General features: G+C 66.7%; 18 protein-coding genes and 1 riboswitch. Of the genes, 10 read left to right on the top strand and 8 right to left on the bottom strand.

The window, feature by feature from the left end; translation table 11 throughout:
- Window positions 1-206 precede the first annotated feature (206 nt).
- The 6 genes from JF542_RS00500 (at window position 207) to JF542_RS00475 (ending at window position 4,460) form a co-directional block, all read left to right on the top strand.
- Entirely contained in the window at window positions 207-920 is a 714-nt protein-coding gene (locus JF542_RS00500; protein ID WP_007792873.1) for a DUF484 family protein, read from the top strand.
- A complete protein-coding gene (locus JF542_RS00495) occupies window positions 917-1,843 on the top strand; it encodes a tyrosine recombinase XerC (protein ID WP_207074351.1) in 927 nt (308 codons plus the stop codon). Before JF542_RS00500 ends, JF542_RS00495 begins: the two co-directional genes overlap by 4 nt.
- Window positions 1,844-1,970: 127 nt before the next feature.
- The gene (locus tag JF542_RS00490; protein WP_207074350.1) at window positions 1,971-2,576 is read left to right on the top strand and encodes a glutathione S-transferase; all 606 of its coding nucleotides are present in this window, start codon (window positions 1,971-1,973) and stop codon (window positions 2,574-2,576) included.
- Between the two features lie 77 nt (window positions 2,577-2,653).
- Window positions 2,654-3,334, top strand: a complete 681-nt coding sequence (locus JF542_RS00485) for a phosphatidylserine decarboxylase (protein ID WP_007792878.1) — start codon at window positions 2,654-2,656, stop codon at window positions 3,332-3,334.
- Window positions 3,324-4,127 (top strand): CDP-diacylglycerol--serine O-phosphatidyltransferase, encoded by an 804-nt coding sequence (pssA, locus tag JF542_RS00480; RefSeq protein WP_404817557.1) that lies wholly within the window; start codon window positions 3,324-3,326, stop codon window positions 4,125-4,127. The genes JF542_RS00485 and pssA overlap by 11 nt, the downstream gene beginning before the upstream one ends.
- A gap of 36 nt (window positions 4,128-4,163) precedes the next feature.
- Window positions 4,164-4,460 carry an alkylphosphonate utilization protein gene (locus JF542_RS00475; RefSeq protein WP_207074349.1) on the top strand — a complete coding sequence of 99 codons (297 nt, stop codon included), beginning with the start codon at window positions 4,164-4,166 and terminating at the stop codon, window positions 4,458-4,460.
- Window positions 4,461-4,550: 90 nt separating this feature from the next.
- On the opposite strand, the gene JF542_RS00470 is transcribed toward JF542_RS00475, so the two are convergent.
- Entirely contained in the window at window positions 4,551-5,210 is a 660-nt protein-coding gene (locus tag JF542_RS00470; protein WP_007792887.1) for an outer membrane protein, read from the bottom strand.
- Between the two features lie 218 nt (window positions 5,211-5,428).
- On the opposite strand from JF542_RS00470, the gene petA reads away from it, so the two are divergent.
- From petA to JF542_RS00455, 3 genes are read left to right on the top strand one after another with little or no spacing between them, the layout of a single operon-like run.
- Window positions 5,429-6,004, top strand: a complete 576-nt coding sequence (gene petA / locus JF542_RS00465; RefSeq protein WP_007792890.1) for a ubiquinol-cytochrome c reductase iron-sulfur subunit — start codon at window positions 5,429-5,431, stop codon at window positions 6,002-6,004.
- Between the two features lie 13 nt (window positions 6,005-6,017).
- Window positions 6,018-7,361, top strand: coding sequence for a cytochrome b (gene petB / locus JF542_RS00460; RefSeq protein ID WP_007792892.1), 1,344 nt, complete (start codon window positions 6,018-6,020; stop codon window positions 7,359-7,361).
- Between the two features lie 20 nt (window positions 7,362-7,381).
- Window positions 7,382-8,170, top strand: a complete 789-nt coding sequence (locus tag JF542_RS00455; RefSeq protein WP_040545024.1) for a cytochrome c1 — start codon at window positions 7,382-7,384, stop codon at window positions 8,168-8,170.
- 94 nt (window positions 8,171-8,264) lie between these two features.
- Here the strand turns inward: JF542_RS00455 and JF542_RS00450 are convergent, their stop codons facing one another.
- Genes JF542_RS00450 through JF542_RS00440 form a run of 3 tightly spaced genes read right to left on the bottom strand, consistent with a single transcriptional unit; the run spans window position 8,265 to window position 11,450 of the window.
- On the bottom strand, window positions 8,265-8,963 hold the full coding sequence (locus tag JF542_RS00450; protein WP_207074348.1) for a thiamine ABC transporter ATP-binding protein: 699 nt from the start codon (window positions 8,961-8,963) through the stop codon (window positions 8,265-8,267).
- The gene (locus tag JF542_RS00445) at window positions 8,950-10,491 is read right to left on the bottom strand and encodes a thiamine/thiamine pyrophosphate ABC transporter permease ThiP (RefSeq protein WP_207074347.1); all 1,542 of its coding nucleotides are present in this window, start codon (window positions 10,489-10,491) and stop codon (window positions 8,950-8,952) included. The genes JF542_RS00450 and JF542_RS00445 overlap by 14 nt, the downstream gene beginning before the upstream one ends.
- The gene (locus JF542_RS00440; RefSeq protein ID WP_207074346.1) at window positions 10,467-11,450 is read right to left on the bottom strand and encodes a thiamine ABC transporter substrate-binding protein; all 984 of its coding nucleotides are present in this window, start codon (window positions 11,448-11,450) and stop codon (window positions 10,467-10,469) included. Before JF542_RS00440 ends, JF542_RS00445 begins: the two co-directional genes overlap by 25 nt.
- A gap of 37 nt (window positions 11,451-11,487) precedes the next feature.
- A riboswitch (TPP riboswitch) is annotated at window positions 11,488-11,587 on the bottom strand.
- 94 nt (window positions 11,588-11,681) lie between these two features.
- Here JF542_RS00440 and aroC point away from each other — a divergent pair.
- Window positions 11,682-12,782 (top strand): chorismate synthase, encoded by a 1,101-nt coding sequence (aroC, locus tag JF542_RS00435; protein WP_007792907.1) that lies wholly within the window; start codon window positions 11,682-11,684, stop codon window positions 12,780-12,782.
- 231 nt (window positions 12,783-13,013) lie between these two features.
- Here aroC and JF542_RS00430 read toward each other — a convergent pair whose 3' ends face one another.
- The 4 genes from JF542_RS00430 to JF542_RS00415 form a co-directional block, all read right to left on the bottom strand.
- Window positions 13,014-14,882 (bottom strand): methyl-accepting chemotaxis protein, encoded by a 1,869-nt coding sequence (locus tag JF542_RS00430; RefSeq protein WP_207074345.1) that lies wholly within the window; start codon window positions 14,880-14,882, stop codon window positions 13,014-13,016.
- A gap of 80 nt (window positions 14,883-14,962) precedes the next feature.
- Window positions 14,963-15,841, bottom strand: a complete 879-nt coding sequence (locus JF542_RS00425) for a DMT family transporter (RefSeq protein WP_207074344.1) — start codon at window positions 15,839-15,841, stop codon at window positions 14,963-14,965.
- A 317-nt stretch (window positions 15,842-16,158) separates the two neighbouring features.
- Complete coding sequence (locus tag JF542_RS00420; protein WP_040544294.1) at window positions 16,159-17,271, bottom strand: site-specific DNA-methyltransferase; 1,113 nt, start codon at window positions 17,269-17,271, stop codon at window positions 16,159-16,161.
- A gap of 89 nt (window positions 17,272-17,360) precedes the next feature.
- Window positions 17,361-18,008, bottom strand: a complete 648-nt coding sequence (locus JF542_RS00415; RefSeq protein WP_007792920.1) for a ribonuclease HII — start codon at window positions 18,006-18,008, stop codon at window positions 17,361-17,363.
- Window positions 18,009-18,010: the final 2 nt, after the last annotated feature.

The following is an 18,010-nucleotide window of genomic DNA, read 5'->3' as shown; positions in this document are numbered from 1 at the left end:
CTCCGTTCCTGCCCCAGTCTGGCACGGAACCCGCCGGCGGCCAAAGCTTTCCACCACGGTCGGAAAATCGGTTCAGTCCTTTCGCATGACAGGCAGCGCCCGACCGATGCGCAACAGACACGCGAAACCGGGCGCCACCGTCGAAAAATGGCGCGCAATCCGCGCATCGCCCTGCTAGGTTGCCGGCAAACAACAAAGAGGCGGGCATGAGCAGACAGTCCCAGACCATCGACGAGTCGCTGCGCGAGGAGATCATCTCGCGCCCCGACATGATCCTCGACGATCGCGACCTGATGCAGGCGCTGATCGCCGCGAACGAGCGCGCGATGGGCGGCAACATCGTCGACCTGCGCGGCATCGCCATGGATCGGCTCGAGGCCCGGCTGGACCGGCTCGAGGACACCCATCGCAGCGTCATCGCAGCAGCCTACGAGAACCTCGCCGGCACCAACCAGATCCACCGCGCCATCCTGCGGATGCTCGACCCGCTCGAGTTCGAGCCGTTCCTGCGCGATCTCGGCGGCGAGGTGGCCGACATCCTGCGCGTCGATAGCGTCAAGCTGGTGCTCGAGTCGGTGCAGAACGACAGCGATCCGGCGATCCGCCGGCTGGGCGACGTGCTCTCGGTGGCCGAACCCGGCTTCATTGACGCCTTCCTCGCCGATGGCCGCAACCACGCGCCGAAGCGGCAGGTGACGTTGCGCCAGATGAGCGAGGGAGACCCGGCGATCTATGGCGAGAGCGCCTCGTGGATGCGCTCGGAAGCCTGCCTGCGGCTCGATTTCGGCCCCGGTCGCCTGCCCGGCCTGCTGGTCATGGGCTCGGAAGATCCGCATCTCTTCACCCCGCAGCAGGGCACCGACCTGCTGGCCTTTTTCGCCGGGGTGTTCGAACGCGCCATGCGGCGCTGGCTGGCGTGACGCTCGAGATCTCCCCGGCAGCGCGCGACGCGCTGGAGAGCTGGCTGACGGCGGCGCGCGCGCTCAAGGGCAATTCCGAGAACACCATCACCGCCTACCGCGCCGATGTGCTCGAGTTCATCGTCTTCCTGACCTCGCACCACGCCGAGCCGCAGGGGCTGGCGCCGCTGGCCCGCGTGACGACGCCCGACATGCGCGCCTTTCTTGCCCATCTGCGTGGTCAGGGCGTGGGCTCGCGCACCATGGCGCGCAAGCTCTCGGCGGTGAAGAGCTTCTACCGCTGGCTGGCCGAGCGTGAAGGCTTCGAGCCCACTGCAGTGATGATGGCCCGCGCGCCCAAGTTCCAGAAGAAGCTGCCGCGCCCGCTCGCCGAGGATGCCGCCAAGGCGATGATCGACACGGTCGAGATGCAGGCCGCCGACAGCTGGATCGGCGCCCGCGACGCGGCGGTGGTGACACTGCTCTACGGCTGCGGGCTGCGGATCTCCGAGGCGCTGGGGCTCAGGGGGCGCGACCTGCCTCTGGGCGAGAGCCTGCGCATCGTCGGCAAGGGCGGCAAGGAGCGCATCGTGCCGGTGCTGCCGATCGCACGGCGCGCGCTCGACACCTACCTGCGGCTCTGCCCCTATGATCCCGAGCCCGACGCGCCGGTGTTCCGCGGCAAGCGCGGCGGCGCGCTGAACCCGCGGCTGATCCAGAAGGTGACCGAGGCGGCGCGGTTGCAGCTTGGCCTGCCCGCCACCGCAACCCCGCACGCCATGCGCCACAGCTTCGCCACCCACTTGCTCGCCGCCGGCGGCGACCTTCGGGCGATCCAGGAGCTGCTGGGTCACGCGTCGCTGTCGACCACGCAGGCCTATACCTCGGTCGACGAGGTGCACCTGATGAAGGTCTACGCCGCGACCCACCCGAAGGCGGGCTGACCGGCGCCGGACGACACCGAAGCTCCGCACATCTTTCCGAAAAGATTTGCTCCTGTACGCGTCGCTGCCTAGGTTTCGCGACGAACCACCCCGGGGCGCCTCTCCGGGAACAGCAAGGAGCAGACCCATGAAACTGCTGAAGGCCGGCCCGTCGCCTTTTGTCCGCAAGGTGCTCGTCACCCTGCACGAGACCGACCAATACGACGCGGTCGAGCAGGTGCAGGTCACCGCCTCGCCGCTGACCCCCGATCCCAACCTGATCGCCGCCAACCCGGTGGGCAAGATCCCGGCGCTGATCCGTGACGACGGCCCGACCCTCTATGACAGCCGCGTCATCTGCCGCTTCCTCGACCATCGCGCCCAGACCGGGCTTTATCCGGAGGTCCGCCAGTTCGACACGCTGACGCTCGAGGCCACCGCCGACGGCATCATGGATGCCGCCGTCCTGATCGTCTACGAAGAGCGCTTCCGCCCGGCAGACAAGGTCTCGATGGAGTGGATCGAGGGGCAATGGGCCAAAGTATCGCGCGCGCTCGACGCGGTAAGCACGCGCTGGATGAGCCACCTGCACGGGCGCATCGACATCGGCCATATCGGCATGGCCTGCGCGTTGAGCTATCTTGATTTCCGCCATGACGCGCGCAAGTGGCGCACCGGTCGCGACGCATTGGCGGAATGGCATGCGGGCTTTGCCGCAAGGCCCTCGATGATCGCAACGGAACCGGACACGTAATGCCGCGCGGGCTTGCAACGGCCCGCGATGCTCCGTAAGCCACGGCAGTTTCCAAGACACGCGGGAGGATCCCAGCCATGCGGATGCGCGACACCTTCATCAAGCCCATGCACCCCGAGGGGCGCAAGTTCGTCGCGATCTTCGCCGCGATCACCCTGATCCTGTTCCTGATCTGGGAGCCGTTCGGCTGGATCGGCGTCGGTCTCACGGTCTGGTGCTACTACTTCTTCCGCGATCCCGACCGCGTCACCCCCGTCCGCCCCGGCCTCGTCATCAGCCCCGCCGATGGCGTGGTCTCGCTGATCGAGCCCGCCGTGCCGCCGGCCGAGCTCGGCATGGGCCCCGAGCCGCTGACCCGGGTCTCGGTCTTCATGTCGGTGTTCAACTGTCACGTGAACCGCGCACCGGTCGCCGGTGAGTTGGTCAAGCTCGCCTACCGCCCCGGCAAGTTCCTCAACGCCTCGCTCGACAAGGCCTCCGAGGACAACGAGCGCAACGCCCTGCGCCTGCGCATGCAGGACGGTCGCGAGATCGCGGTGGTGCAGATTGCCGGCCTCGTGGCGCGGCGCATCATGTGGTGGAAGAAAGAGGGCGACTGGCTCGACCGTGGCGAGCGCTTCGGCCTGATCCGCTTCGGTTCGCGGCTTGATGTCTACCTGCCCGAAGGCGTCGCCCCGCAGGTGCGCATCGGCCAGACCATGGTGGCCGGCGAGACGGTGATCGCCGACCTGACCAGCGGGGCCGGCGATGACCACTGATCCCGAGACCCCTTCCGAGCCCCGGCCCGAGGCGGAGGCCCCCCAAGGGCACCCGAGGGAGCCCGGCACCGAGAAGCTGACGATCATCCAGCTCCTGCCCAACATGCTGACGGTGGTGGCGATCTGCGCCGGCCTGACGGCGATCAAGCTCGGGCTGCAGGGCTCCTACACCTTCGCGGTGCAGCTGATCCTGCTGGCCGCGGTGCTCGACGGCATGGACGGGCGCCTCGCCCGCGCCCTCAAGTCCGAGAGCGGCATGGGCGCCGAGCTCGACAGCCTCGCGGATTTCCTCAATTTCGGCGTCGCGCCGGGGCTGCTGCTCTACACCTGGGCGCTCGAGGACAGCCGCGGCTTCGGCTGGCTCGCGGTGCTGGTCTTCGCGGTCTGCGCGGTGGTTCGCCTCGCGCGGTTCAACGTGCAGCGCAAGTCAGAGGACAAGAGCCACGACAACGCCTATTTCACCGGCGTCCCCTCCCCTGCCGGGGCGCTGCTGGTGATGCTGCCGATGTTCCTGAGCTTCGCGCTCGGTTCGGGCCCGTTCCTGCCGGACTTCGTGTTGGCGCTGTGGATGGTGGCGATGGGGCTGCTGATGATCAGCCGCATCCCGACCTGGTCGTTCAAGACCACCCGCATCCCGCGCAAGAACGCCAAGTTCTTTCTCGTGGCCGTCGCCTTCGCGCTGGCGGCCGCGGTGAGCTATGCGTGGATCACGCTGGTGCTGTTCTGCATCGGTTATATCGGCACCGTGATCGTGATGCTGCCGCGCAAGCCGCGCATCGGCACGGGCGACTAAGCGCCCCTTGCGGGCGAATGACGGGAAGGACAGGCGATGGCCAATCAGGATGAAGAGTGGGTCTATGACGAGGCCAGCGGCGAATGGCGCCCGGCCTCCGAGCTCGCAACGGCGAATGCGGTCGAGATCCGCGACGCCGCGGGCAACCTGCTGGCGGATGGCGATTCCGTGGTGCTGGTGAAGGATCTGAAGGTGAAGGGCGCCGGGCAGACGCTGAAGCAGGGCACGGTGATCCGCAGCATTCGCCTGACGGACAACCCCGACGAGATCGACTGCCGCCACGACACCATCAAGGGCCTCGTCCTGCGCACCGAGTTCGTCCGCAAGCGCTGAGGCCCCCGGCCCGGCGGCGCGCGGGAACAGACCCCAGCAACGAAAAAAGCGCCCCGAGGGGCGCTTTTGCGTTTCCAACCGAGGCCGTGATCAGAAGTTCAGCGACAGGCCGACGTTGATCGCGTTGGTCTTGATGTCGGTCTCGAGCGAGCCGCCGCCGTCGAGATCGGCCTCGTTGCTCGAATAGGTGAACTGGTACTCGCCAAAAATCGAGACCCGCTCGCTGATCGGGTAGCTGACGCCCGCCAGCAGCCGCACGGCGGGACCGGTCAGCTGGTAGCCGAAGGTCTTGTCGCCGCCGGTGGTCTCGACATCCACATGCGGGAAGGCGATGCCGAGGCCCGCGCCGGCATAGGGCGTCGCGGTGCCCCACTGCTCGGGCCAGCGCCGCATCGCGTTCAGCGTGAGCAGGTTGTGGCCGTCGGTGAACTCCATGCTGTCGAAACCGATCGCCTCGCGCTCGTCGTCGGGAGCATAGACCTTGGCATGGGTGAATTCGAGCGCCACGCCGAAGGTTTCAGAGCGCCACCACGTGCCGCGCAGACCGTAATAGGGCGGCATCTCGAAGCTCTTGCCGTCCCAGCCGATCAGGGCGTCGTAATCGCCGCCGCCGGGATAGTCGCCCGACACGCGGCTGTGCGGCGCGGTCTGCCAGCCCGAATAGATCGACAGTTCGTAATCCTGCGCTGCGGCCTGCGACGCCGCTGCTGCGGCGACGGAAAGTGTCGCTGTGAGAATCAGTGCTTTCATGGATGTGCTCCGCGCGCTTTGCATGGCTTCGGCGTCACATAGTCCTGCAGGCAAAGCGTTTCAATTGCGACAGATGCGCACTTTGGCACAATGTACGTTCATGATTGCTTTACGGACACATGACAGATCGCTAAACACGCGAGCGGAAAAGCCGTATCGGGACGCGGCTATCTAGCTATTATGGCCAGCAAAAGGCCGTGAGGAATGGAGATTACCCCGTGACACAAGCAGAAGATCACGAAGGCACTCGGAGGGACTTCCTCTACTATGCCACCGCCGGTGCGGGCGCCGTCACTGCCGGCGCAGCCGTCTGGCCGCTGGTCAACCAGATGAACCCGTCCGCCGACGTGCGCGCGCTGAGCACGATCCGCGTCGATGTCTCGGGCGTCGAGACCGGCACCCAGCTGACCGTTCAGTATCTCGGCAAGCCGGTGTTCATCCGCCGCCGCACCGAGGCCGAGATCGAGGCCGCGCAGGGCGTCGAGATGAGCGAACTGGTCGATCCGGTGGCGCGCAACCCAAACATCCCCGAAGGCGCTGACGCGACCGACGCCAACCGCGCGCTCGACGAGACCGGCGAATGGCTGGTGATGATGGGTGTCTGCACCCACCTCGGCTGCGTGCCGCTGGGCAATGCCGGCGAATACACCGCCGGTGGCGTCGGCGGCTGGTTCTGCCCCTGCCACGGCTCGCACTACGACACGGCCGGTCGCATCCGCAAAGGCCCCGCCCCGCAGAACCTCCCGGTTCCCACGGCGGAATTCGTCGAAGAAACCACCATTCTGCTGGGATAAGGGAGGCATCTAGATGTCGGGTATTCCGCACGACCATTACGAACCGAAGACCGGCCCCGAGCGCTGGCTGCACAAGCGCCTGCCGATCGTCGGACTTCTCTACGACACCATCATGATCCCCACGCCCAAGAACCTGAACTGGATGTGGATCTGGGGGATCGTCCTCACCTTCTGCCTGGCGCTGCAGATCATCACCGGCATCGTGCTGGTCATGCACTACACGCCGCACGTCGACATGGCCTTCGCCTCGATCGAGCACATCATGCGCGACGTGAACGGCGGCTACATGATCCGCTACCTGCACATGAACGGCGCCTCGCTGTTCTTCGTCGCGGTCTACCTGCACATCTTCCGTGGCCTCTACTACGGCTCCTACAAGAGCCCGCGCGAGGTCACCTGGATCATCGGCATGCTCATCTATCTGTGCATGATGGGCACCGCGTTCATGGGCTACGTTCTGCCCTGGGGCCAGATGTCGTTCTGGGGCGCCACGGTGATCACCGGCCTGTTCGGCGCGATCCCGTTCATCGGCGAGCCGATCCAGACCTGGCTGCTGGGCGGACCGGCGGTCGACAACGCCACGCTGAACCGCTTCTTCTCGCTGCACTACCTGCTGCCCTTCGTCATCGCGGCGCTGGTGGCGGTGCACATCTGGGCCTTCCACTCGACCGGCAACAACAACCCCACCGGTGTTGACGTCCGTCGCGGCTCCAAGGCCGAGGCCGAGAAGGACACGGTTCCGTTCTGGCCCTACTACGTCATCAAGGACCTGTTCGCGCTCGCGCTGATCCTCGCTGTGTTCTGGGCCATCGTCGGCTTCATGCCGAACTATCTCGGCCACCCCGACAACTACATCGAGGCCAACCCGCTCTCGACGCCCGCGCACATCGTTCCGGAATGGTACTTCCTGCCGTTTTACGCCATCCTGCGTGCCTTCACCTCGGAAGTCTGGGTCGTGCAGATCGCCTCGTTCCTTACGGGCGGCATCATCGACGCCAAGTTCTTCGGCGTGCTGGCCATGTTCGGGGCCATCATCGCCATGGCGCTGGCGCCCTGGCTCGACACCTCCTCGGTGCGCTCGGGCAAGTACCGCCCGCAGTTCAAGTGGTGGTTCTGGCTGCTGGTCATCGACTTCATCGCGCTGATGTGGCTCGGTGCCATGCCCGCCGAAGAGCCCTATGCCAGCTTCTCGCTGATCGGCTCGGCCTACTGGTTCGGCTACTTCTTCGTGATCCTGCCGCTGCTCGGCGTGTTCGAGAAGCCGCTGCCGCAACCCGCGACCATCGAGGAAGATTTCGAGGCCCATTACGGCAAGACCTCGGAAACCGGCTCCTCCGCCACGACCCCGGCAGAGTGAGACAGAAAGGACAGATGACCATGTTCAAGAAACTTGCCCTTTCGACCGCGATGGCCCTCGGCCTGGCCACCGGCGGCGCCTTTGCCGCCGGCGACATGGGCCATGTCGAGGATTACAGCTTCTCCTTCGAAGGCCCGTTCGGCGCCTTCGACCAGGACCAGCTGCAGCGCGGCCTGCAGGTCTATACCGAGGTCTGCTCGGCCTGCCACGGTCTTCGCTACGTGCCGTTCCGCACCCTCGGCGACGAGGGCGGCCCGCACTTCTCGGAAGACGAGGTGCGCGCCTACGCGGAGCAGAACTTCGAGATCTATGACGAAGAGCTCGAGGATTTCCGCCCGGCGATCCCGACCGACCACTTCCCGGTCAATGACGGCGTCGGCGCCCCCGACCTGTCGCTGATGGCAAAGGCGCGTGCGGGCTTCCACGGCCCCTACGGCACCGGCCTGAGCCAGCTCTTCAACGGCATGGGCGGCGCCGAGTACATCGCCTCGATCCTCACCGGCTACACCGGCGAAGAGAAGGTCGAGGCCGGCACCACCTTCTACGAGAACCACGCCTTCCCGGGCGGCTGGATCTCCATGGCCCCGCCGCTGATGGGCGAGGACGTGGAGTATAACGGCGGCCACCCGAACTCGCTCGAGAACGAGGCGAAGGACGTGGCGGCCTTCCTGATGTGGACGGCAGAGCCCAAGATGATGGCGCGCAAGCAGGCCGGTTTCGCCGGCGTGATCTTCCTCGCCGTGCTCTCGGTGCTGCTCTACCTCACCAACAAGCGCATCTGGCGCCCGATCAAGCACAAGCACGACTGATCGCGCCTGCCGCACAAAGAGAAAGCCCCGCGCATCGCGCGGGGCTTTTTTGTTGGCCGATAGAGCATCCGCAGGCGCCTGAGGCGCGCACCGCTCAGCGGCCGAGATAGCGCCGCAGCGCCTCCGGCGGCTCTTCGAACAGACGTGTCGTGGCCACCGGCGCCGCGGCCACGCCGTCGGCCACCAGAACCACCTCACCGGCAAAGCGCTTCGCATCCTCGGGATCGTGGCTGACCATCAACACCAGCGCCCCCAGCTCCTCGGCAACGCCGCGCACCAGATCCAGCATCTCACCCTTCAGCGCCGGCCCCAGCGCCGCGAAGGGCTCGTCGAGCGCGATGATCGGCCGGGCCTGCAACAGCACCCGCGCCAGCGCCGCCCGGCTCTGCTGCCCGCCCGAGAGCGCCCCGGGCTTGCGCCCGGCATAGCCCTGCAGCCCGACGCGGTCGAGCGCGCGCTCGATCTCGCGGCGATCCTTTGCCCGGAGCCGCCCGCCATCAGGCCGCAGCGCGAGCCCGAGATTGCGCGCGAGGTCGAGATGCGGGAACAGGTTGTTCTCCTGGAACAGCATCGCCACAGGGCGCCGATCCGGCGGCGCGGCAGTGATGTCGCGCCCCTGCCAAAGCAGCCGGCCCGCATCGGGACGGCGAAACCCGGCAATGAGATCGAGCAGCGTCGACTTGCCCGCGCCTGACGGGCCGATGACCGCCACGCGGCCACCGGGGGACAGGCTCAGATCCGCCGCGAGCGAGAACGCCCCGTCGCCGTAGCGTATGCCCTCAAGCGTCAGCATTGACCCGCCCTCCCCGGTCGAAAATCCAGAACGCGCCGAAGCTCAGCAGCAGCAGCAGCAGCGCCGCACCCGCCGCCGCCTGCATCTGGTAGGAGCCCATCAGCCGGTAGACCTGCAGCGGCAGCGTCGCACGGTCGGGATCGGCGAACAGCGCGATAACGCCGAGATCGCCCATCGACAGCGCCGCCGTCAGCCCCGCGGCAAAGCCCAGCGGCCGCCGAAGCCGCGGCAGAAAGACCAAACGCAGCCATGCCATCCGGCTCAGGCCCAAAGCCAGCGCCAGTCGGCCATAGTCTGCCCGCACCGCCTCGGCCTCCGGACGCAGGATGCGCAGCGCAAAGGGCAGCGCCACCAGCGCGTTCACCACCATGGTGACCGGCAGCGCCAGCGCGAACGGGTTCGCGTAAGGGCGCACGATCAGGAACAGCCCGGTCCCCAGCACCAGCGGCGAGAGCGCGATGCCCGCGAGCCCCACCAGCTCGCCGCCGCGCGTCGCCAGTGGCAACGCCCAAGCGATGCAGAGCGCCGTCGAGATCAGCGCCACGGTGATGGAATTGAACGCCGCTTCCCAGGTGCCCGGCCCCATCGCGGTCAGCCCCGGCAGACCGCGCAACGCCACCATCGCCAGCGGCGTGAGCAGGAACCCCGCCGCCAGTACGATCCACAGCCCGTCAGCGAGCCGCGCCAGCCGGCCCCGCCCGTCCCATCGCCGCGCCACCCGGTCGAGCCCGGCACCAAAGCCGCTGCCAGCGCCCAGCCGCAGCGCCACGAGCCCGGCCGTCAGCGCCAGCGCCAGCTGGATCACCGACAGCAGCGCCGCGCGCCCGAGGTCGAAATCGAACCGCACCGCCTGATAGATCGCCAACTCGACCGTGGTGGCCCGCGGCCCGCCCCCGAGCGTCAGCGCCACGGCAAAGCTCGACAGGCAAATGACGAAGATCACCGCAAATGCCCCCGGCGCGATGCGCAGCAGCATCGGTGCCTCGAGCACCCGGAACAGCGCCCAAGGCGACAGGCCCAGCGAAGCCGTCAGACGGAAGCGCTCGGCAGGGATCGCCAGCCAGCCCTGCAACAACAGCCGTACCGCCAGCGGCAGGTTGAAGAACACATGCGCGAGGATCACGCCGTGGATGCCATAGATCGTCATCTCCGGCAGCCCCAGCGCCCTGAGCGCAGCGTTTGCCAGCCCGTTCTGCCCGAACACCGCAATGAGCCCGAGCACGGCGACAATCACCGGCAGGATGAACGGCGCCCCCATCAGCGCCACCAGAGCGCCACGGCCGCGAAACCGCCGCCGCGCCAGTGCCCGCGCGACCGGCACCGCAAGGGCGACGCTCGCCCCCGCAGAGGCCAGAGCCTGCAGCAGCGTGAAGCGCAGCGCCTGCCAGTCGCCGGGGCCAAGATCGCCCCAGCCCCCGGCCCGCACCAGTACCGCCGCCACCGGCCCGAGCGTCAGCGCCGCCACCGCCAGACCGGCGAGCCAGGCGGCAGCAGAGCCCCGGCTCAGCGCGACAGCGCGCGACGCCATGCCTCAACCGCCTCATCGCGCAGCGCCGCCGCTTCCTCCTCGGAATAGAACAGCACTTCCTCGGGCAGCGCGAGCTCTTGGAACCCCTCCGGCCATTGCTCCCGCGGCAGCGCTGCCGGGAAGGACCAGTTGCCCGTGGCGATCATCTCCTGAAACGGTTCACTCAAGGTAAACGCGAGGAATTGATCCGCCAGTTCCGGCTGATCGGTGCTTGCCACCTTGGCGGCCAGCTCGACCATGAAGTAATGCCCCTCGGGGAAGATCGCGGCTTTCTTGGTCCGGTCGTCCTCGGCGATGATGTGATAGGCCGGGCTCGTGGTGTAGCTCATCACCATGTCGGCCTCGCCATCGGTGAACAGGCCATAGCTCTCGGACCAGCCCTTGGTCACCGTGAGGATCTTCGGCGCCAGCTTCTCCCACGCGGCCTCGGCACCATCGCCATAGACCGACTGCACCCAGAGCACCGTCGCCAAACCGGAGATCGAGCTGCGCGGGTCCTGGATCACGATCTTCAGATCATCGGGAGCCTCGAGCAGCGCGTCGAAGCTCTCCGGAGGCTCGGCCAGCCGCTCGGTGTTGTAGACGAAGGCGGTGTGGCCGTAATTGTAGGGCAGGAAGACATCGTCGTCCCAGTCGATCGGCAGCGTCAGAGGCGACAGGTCGACATTGTGCGGAGCAAACAGCCCGCTCTCGCGCGCCTGTTTGGTCACATCGGTATTGAGACCGAAGACCACGTCAGCCTCGGTGCGCGCGCCCTCGAGCAGGATGCGCGGCAGCAGGTCGCCGGGCTTGAACTGCAGGTCGCAGTCGCACTCGGCCTCGAACATCTCCTCGATCTTCGGGCCGGGGCCCCATTCCGAGACGACGTAGTCGCCGGCATAGACGGTGAGCACGGGGGTGTCTGCCAGCGCGGCGCTGGCGGTCAGAAGTCCCGCTGCAAAAGTGGTGGTGGCCTTCATGGCGTCCTCCAGACTTGCGGCGAGAGGGCAAGACTGGGCAGGATGCCGTCACCTTCCCTCCGCCGGTATCAACCGGTTCAGGTTCAACGGGTTCGCGTCATGCATCTCAGCCCGTGCGGGCACCCCGAGGTATCGCAAGACCTAGTCTTGCACGGGGGGCCTTGCAAGGTGAAATCCCTTGAGACGCCGCCGCCCCTGCCCTACAGGAAGCCGGGACAAAGGAGATCGCGCATGAGCATGAACACATTCGGCCACCTGTTCCGCGTCACCACATGGGGCGAAAGCCACGGGCCCGCGCTTGGTGCGACGGTCGATGGTTGCCCTCCGGGCGTTGCGGTGGACGAGGCGATGCTCCAGCACTGGCTCGACAAGCGCAAGCCGGGGCAGAACAAGTTCACCACCCAGCGGCGCGAGCCCGATGCGGTTCGCATCCTGTCGGGCGTGTTCGAGGGCCAGACCACCGGCACGCCGGTGCAGCTGATGATCGAAAACACCGACCAGCGGTCGAAGGACTATGGCGACATCGCCGAGAAGTTCCGCCCGGGTCACGCCGACATCACCTACTGGCAGAAATACGGCATCCGCGATTATCGCGGCGGCGGGCGCTCCTCCGCGCGCGAGACTGCCGCTCGGGTCGCGGCAGGCGGGCTGGCGCGCGCCGCGCTCGAGACGCTGGCGCCAGGGATCGAGATCACCGGCTACATGGTGCAGGTCGGCCCGCACCAGATCGACCGCAGCAAGATCGATTTCGCCCAGATCCCGCAGAACCCGTTCTGGACCCCGGATGCCGAGGCGGCAGAGACCTGGGCCGCCTATCTCGACGATTTGCGCAAGTCGGGCGACAGCGTCGGCGCGGTGATCGAGGTCGTCGCGCGCGGTGTGCCCGCCGGGCTCGGCGCGCCGGTCTATGGCAAGCTCGACACAGATCTCGCGGCGGCGGCGATGTCGATCAACGCCGTGAAGGCGGTGGAGATCGGCGAGGGCATGGCCTCGGCGGTGCTGCGCGGCTCGGAGAATGCCGACGAGATCAGCATGGGGCCGGATGGCCCGATCTACAGCTCGAACCATGCCGGCGGCATCCTTGGCGGGATCTCCACCGGGCAGGACATCGTGCTGCGTTTCGCGGTGAAGCCGACCTCGTCGATCCTCACGCCGCGGCGTACGATCACCAAGTCCGGCGAAGAGGCGGAAATCATCACCAAGGGCCGTCACGACCCTTGTGTCGGCATCCGGGCGGTGCCGGTGGGCGAGGCGATGGTGGCCTGCGTGCTCCTCGATCACCTTCTGCTGCACCGCGGTCAGGTCGGCGAGAACCGCGGAAAGATCGGCTGACACGGCCGAGCGGCCTCTGCGATCGGGAACGTCCGAAAAGCGGCGGCGGGGCCATCCGGTCTTTCTGGACGACCCCATCTTCTTCGGCAAACGAGTACCTGTCATGCCATCCACAGAAGCGCGTCGGTTCTGAGAGGATGGCTTTGCAGGAACGCTGCCCTGCAAGGCCGGGCCGCTCGGCCTCCTGACGGGGCGGACCGCAAGCGCCTCACCGCGTGCCCCCCCCGTGTGTCAGAATTCCTCCCACATCGTGGCATTGTCACCGACGGCGCGCTTCATGGGGGCCTCGCTTATCGCCGGCGGTGGCACCTCGAGTTCGCCGATTGGCGCGGTCACCGGCGTGACCTCTTCGAGGGCGCCGGTTTCGGCCCCCATGAACCGGTTGAGCTGCGACGTCAGGCGATCGGCCTCGCTGCTGAGTTGCTGGCTGGCAGAGCTCGTCTCGCCCACCATGGCGGCGTTTTGCTGGGTGACCTTGTCAAGCTCCGCGACCCCGACATTGATCTCCTGCAGACCCGCCGCCTGCTCCTTGGCGGCCGACGCGATCTCGCCCACCATGTCCGAGACCTCGGTCACGTAGCGCACGATATCCGACAGCGTCTCTCCGGTCTGCTCCACCAGCTGGCCGCCATCCTTGACCTGCTGCGAACTGTTCGAGACCAGAGCCTTGATCTCGCGGGCCGACTCGGAGGCCCGCTGCGCCAGAGAGCGCACCTCGGAGGCGACCACCGAGAAGCCCTTGCCGCTTTCTCCGGCGCGGGCGGCCTCGACCCCCGCGTTCAGCGCCAAGAGGTTCGTCTGGAAGGCGATGTCGTCGATCACCCCGATGATCTGCGTGATCTGATCCGAGGAAGCCGCGATCGAGCTCATCGCCGTCAGCGCCCGCTCCATCACCGCGCCGCCCTCTTCGGCGCGGCGGCGACCGGCCCCGGCGCGCTGGTCGGCCTCCTCGGCGCGCTCCGCTGCGGCGCGCACGCTGCTCGACATCTGCTCGAGCGCGGCGGCCGATTCCTCGAGCGTTGCGGCCTGCACCTCGGACCGGCGCGACATCTCGGTCGACATCGAGGACAGCTCCTGGGAATTGCGCTGCACCATGTCCGAAGAGTCGCGCAGGGACGAGATCAGATCTCCGATCTGCTCCGACAATTCGTTGAAGTCGCTACAGATCGCTTCGTAGCTCTCGCCAAGATCGGACCATTCCGAGGTGTCGAGCCGTGACTCGACCCGGCCTTGGGACAGCCCGCCCATCGCGGCGCCGAGCGCCCGAAACAAGGCGGTCCGACGCTCGTTGGTGACACGCTCGCGCGCGGCCTCGTCATCGCTTGCGCGGAGCTTGTCGCGCAGTTGCTCCAAGTTGCGGGCGATCATGCCCGCCTCGTCGCCATAGGCGGTGCCGCCGATCTCGGTATCGTAATCGCCCTCTGCGAGGCGGTCGACCGATGTGGCGGCGGTCTTGAAGGGTGTCGCCAACATGCGGCCGAAGATCACGACCAGAAGGAAGGAGATGGCTGTCACCCCTGCGAGCGACACCGCCAGCAGCCACTGGCTCTGCTCCACCGCGGCGACGGTCTCGTCTTCGGTCACCAGGGTCTGGGTGCGGACAACCTCCTGCATGTCGTCCACTTCGGCGATCACCGCGACCAGCCGCTCGTAGAGCGGCGTGACGTCGAGATCGGCAAAGGCCCGCTCCGCCCGGGTGCCGACGATGTCCCGCAGATCTGCCGAGAGAGCTGCGACATCGGCGCTCACCGCCGTAAAGCGCTCGTGGAAGTCGAGACGTCGGGCACGGTCCGACTCCGGCGCGTTGAACACGCCATCCGAGGCGGCGATGTCGCGGGTGACCTCTGCGAGGTTGCCGATCAAGCTGTCGAAGGCGCCCTCTTGTCCGGCATCGCTGCGCAGGAGATCGGCGCGAGCCTGCTCGAGATCCTCGCGCACCCAGGCGATCAGCTCGTTCTGCTTGATCACGTCGAAGGTGAAATGCACGTCCCGGGCAACGGTATTCTGCATGTTCCACGACAGAACGCCGCTGACCGCCAGAAGCAGCACGAACACCATGCCCAGGGCCAGGATCTGGATCCTGATGGAAAAACGTCTCATCACTGCCGCTATGCTCCTGTTCCAAACGCGCGCCGGGTGCGCCGGGACGTGAGCTAGCAGACAGGTGTAAACAAACCCTTCTAACGCGGCGGCCGCGCGGGCATTCGCGACAGCTGAACCGCGAGGATTCCGGCGGTGATGATCGCCACGCCGACCACATCCATCCGGCCCATCGGCTCACCCAGCAGAAGCGCCGCGATGGCGACACCGAAGAACGGGTTCAGAAAGTGGAAGGTGGCGGCGCGCGTGGCGCCGATGCGCTCGACCAGAAGCACCCAGACAAAGGTCGCCGCGACACCGGGAACCAGAACAGTGTAGGCGAAGGCCGCGATCAACGCCCACGACCATGTCACCTCGGGCTGCTCGAACGCCAGCGCCAGAGGCCAGAGCAGCGCGCTGCCCACCAGCATCTGCAGTCCCACGATCATCATCACATTGCCGCCACCGATGGCGCCGCGCACCGACATGGTCGCCACCGCCAGCGACAGCACACCCAGAACGCAGAGCATCACCCCGAACGGGTCAGCGCCGCCCTGCAGCCGCGCGCCCATGATCAGCGTCACGCCAAGCACCCCGGCCAGCAGGCCGCCATAGCCCACGGGGCGCAGCCGCTCGCCCAGCCAGATCCAGCTCACCAGCGCCACGATCAGCGGCATGGTGGAGGCAACGATCGAGGCCAGAGACGCCTCGATGGTCTGCATGGCAACGAAATTCAGGCCCAGGTACAGGGCGTTCTGGCACATGCCGAAGATGATTGTCGCGCGCCATTGGACCCGCGTCAGGCGCCAGCTCTGGCCCATCAGCCGTGCCAGCGCCACCGCCAGCAATCCCGAGATCAGGAAGCGCAGCGCAAGCGTGCCCAGCGGCGGGGCGGCACTGACGATGATACGGGCCGAGCTGAAGGCCGAGGACCACATGACCGCAAAGGCCAGCCCCATGAAGATCGCGCGCAGATCCATGAACATACTCCGTTTGCGCACCAATGACCTCAGCGCGCGACAGGGTCAATCCGATGGTCCGGACGTTCCGACCTGGCACTCTGCGGAATGACTGCCGGCAGCATCAGAGCCATGCCGTTCTGCATTCCGGTTTTATCCAGCGATTTCCGCCATGATGCGGGACCACTCCGCGAGCGTGTGTGGCGTCCATGTCGACGCAGGCACCACGTTGCCGCCGCGACCCAGATCAAAAGAGGCCCCGCTGCATGCGCAGTCGGGGCCAGTCAGTGCCTGCGAAGACAGGCACCGGCGGTGTTCTTGCGATTGTTCGGACTGCCTCAGTTCGGGCGGGCGGCCATCTCGGCGCGGATCTGCTGGCGCAGCACGTCGATCGGAACGACCTTGCCGTCCTTGCGGAAATGCCAGTAGGTCCAGCCGTTGCACGAGGGCGCGCCTTCGAGATGCGCGCCGACCTGATGGATCGAGCCTTTCACGTCGTCGCCCACAAGCGTCCCGTCAGCCCGCACCTTGGCGACCTTGCCATTGGCCGAGACCAGCATCTCGCCGGGGCGCAGCAGGCCGCGTTCGACCAGCTGGCCGAAGGGCACGCGCGGCTCGGCGCGCTTGGCCCGGGTCACCTCGAGCGAGGAGCGGTCATAGGCGCGCACATCGGCGATGCGGCGCTCGGCCACTTCGCGATAGGCCGCCTCGCGCTCGATGCCGATCCAGTCGCGGCCGAGCATCTTGGCCACCGCGCCGGTGGTGCCGGTGCCGAAGAACGGGTCGAGAACCACGTCGCCGGGGTTGGTCGAGCCCACGAGCACACGGTGCAGCAGACTTGCCGGCTTCTGCGTCGGGTGCGCCTTGTCGCCGTTGGCGTCCTTCAGCCGTTCGCCGCCGTTGCAGATCGGCAGAACCCAGTCCGAGCGCATCTGGATGCCCTCGTTCAGCGCCTTGAGCGCCTCGTAGTTGAAGGTGTACTTGGCGCCCTCGCCCTTCGACGCCCAGATCATGGTCTCGTGGGCGTTGGTGAAGCGCTTGCCGCGGAAGTTCGGCATCGGGTTGGACTTGCGCCAGATGACGTCGTTCAGGATCCAGTAGCCGGCATCCTGCAGCGCCGCGCCGACGCGGAAGATGTTGTGGTAGGAACCGATGACCCAGATCGCACCATTGGGCTTCAGCAGCCGCTTGGCGGCGGCGAGCCACTCACGGGTGAACCTGTCATAGACCTCGAACGACGCGAACTGATCCCAGTGATCGTCGACCGCGTCGACACGGCTGTTGTCGGGCCGGTGCAGATCACCCCGCAATTGCAGGTTATAGGGTGGATCGGCAAAGATCAGATCCACCGACTCCGCAGGCAGACTGTTCATCATTTCGATGCAGTCCCCGGCCAGAATCGTGTTGATAGGGAGCGCATCTGCGCTCTTCGGTTTGGTCATCGCGTTCATCTTTGCCTCAAGCCCTATGGTGCTTTTGCACTCGTTGGTTGGCCCTAATTTTGAGTCAAAGGTGATTCGCGGTCAATTTCTTTTTTGAATCAGTCACTTGTGAAATTAGCTTGCCACAAGATATTGTGTATCGGCTTGAAGGACCGCCTATGGTGAGGGGTCACTCCCAGATTTTGGAGCGCCTCCTTGTGCTTTTTCGACCCATAGCCGGCGTTGGTCTCCCAGCCGTAGCCGGGATGCTGTTGCGCCAAGTCCCGCATGAGGCGATCACGATAGCATTTTGCGACAACCGAGGCGGCAGCGATGCTGACCGAGCGCCCGTCCCCCTTGATGATCGGCGTGGCGTGGCAGGGCAGCTGCGGCGGGATGAAACGCCCGTCTACCAGCGCGTGTTGCGCAGGACGTTTCAGCCCGGTCACCGCCCGGTGCATGGCGAGAAGCGAGGCCTGCAGGATGTTGAGCTCGTCGATCTCTTCGACCGTCGCGACACCGATGCTGACCTCGGCACATTCATGCAGCCAGCCTGCCAGCCGCGCCCGGCGTTTCGCGCTGAGCTTCTTGGAGTCGTTTAGCCCGGGCGGGATGCAAAGCGGATCGAGCACCACCGCCGCGGCAACCACCGGGCCGGCAAGCGGGCCGCGGCCGACCTCGTCGACCCCGGCCACGCGCAAATTTTCTCCCCAGAGGGGCGTCTCGAACGAGTCGTCAGGTCCATCCATGCCGCCCATGAAGACCATGG

The sequence above is a fragment of the Salipiger bermudensis genome, assembly GCF_017309175.1.
Lineage (GTDB): Bacteria > Pseudomonadota > Alphaproteobacteria > Rhodobacterales > Rhodobacteraceae > Salipiger > Salipiger bermudensis.
This window is presented reverse-complemented; position numbering and strand designations above follow the sequence as displayed.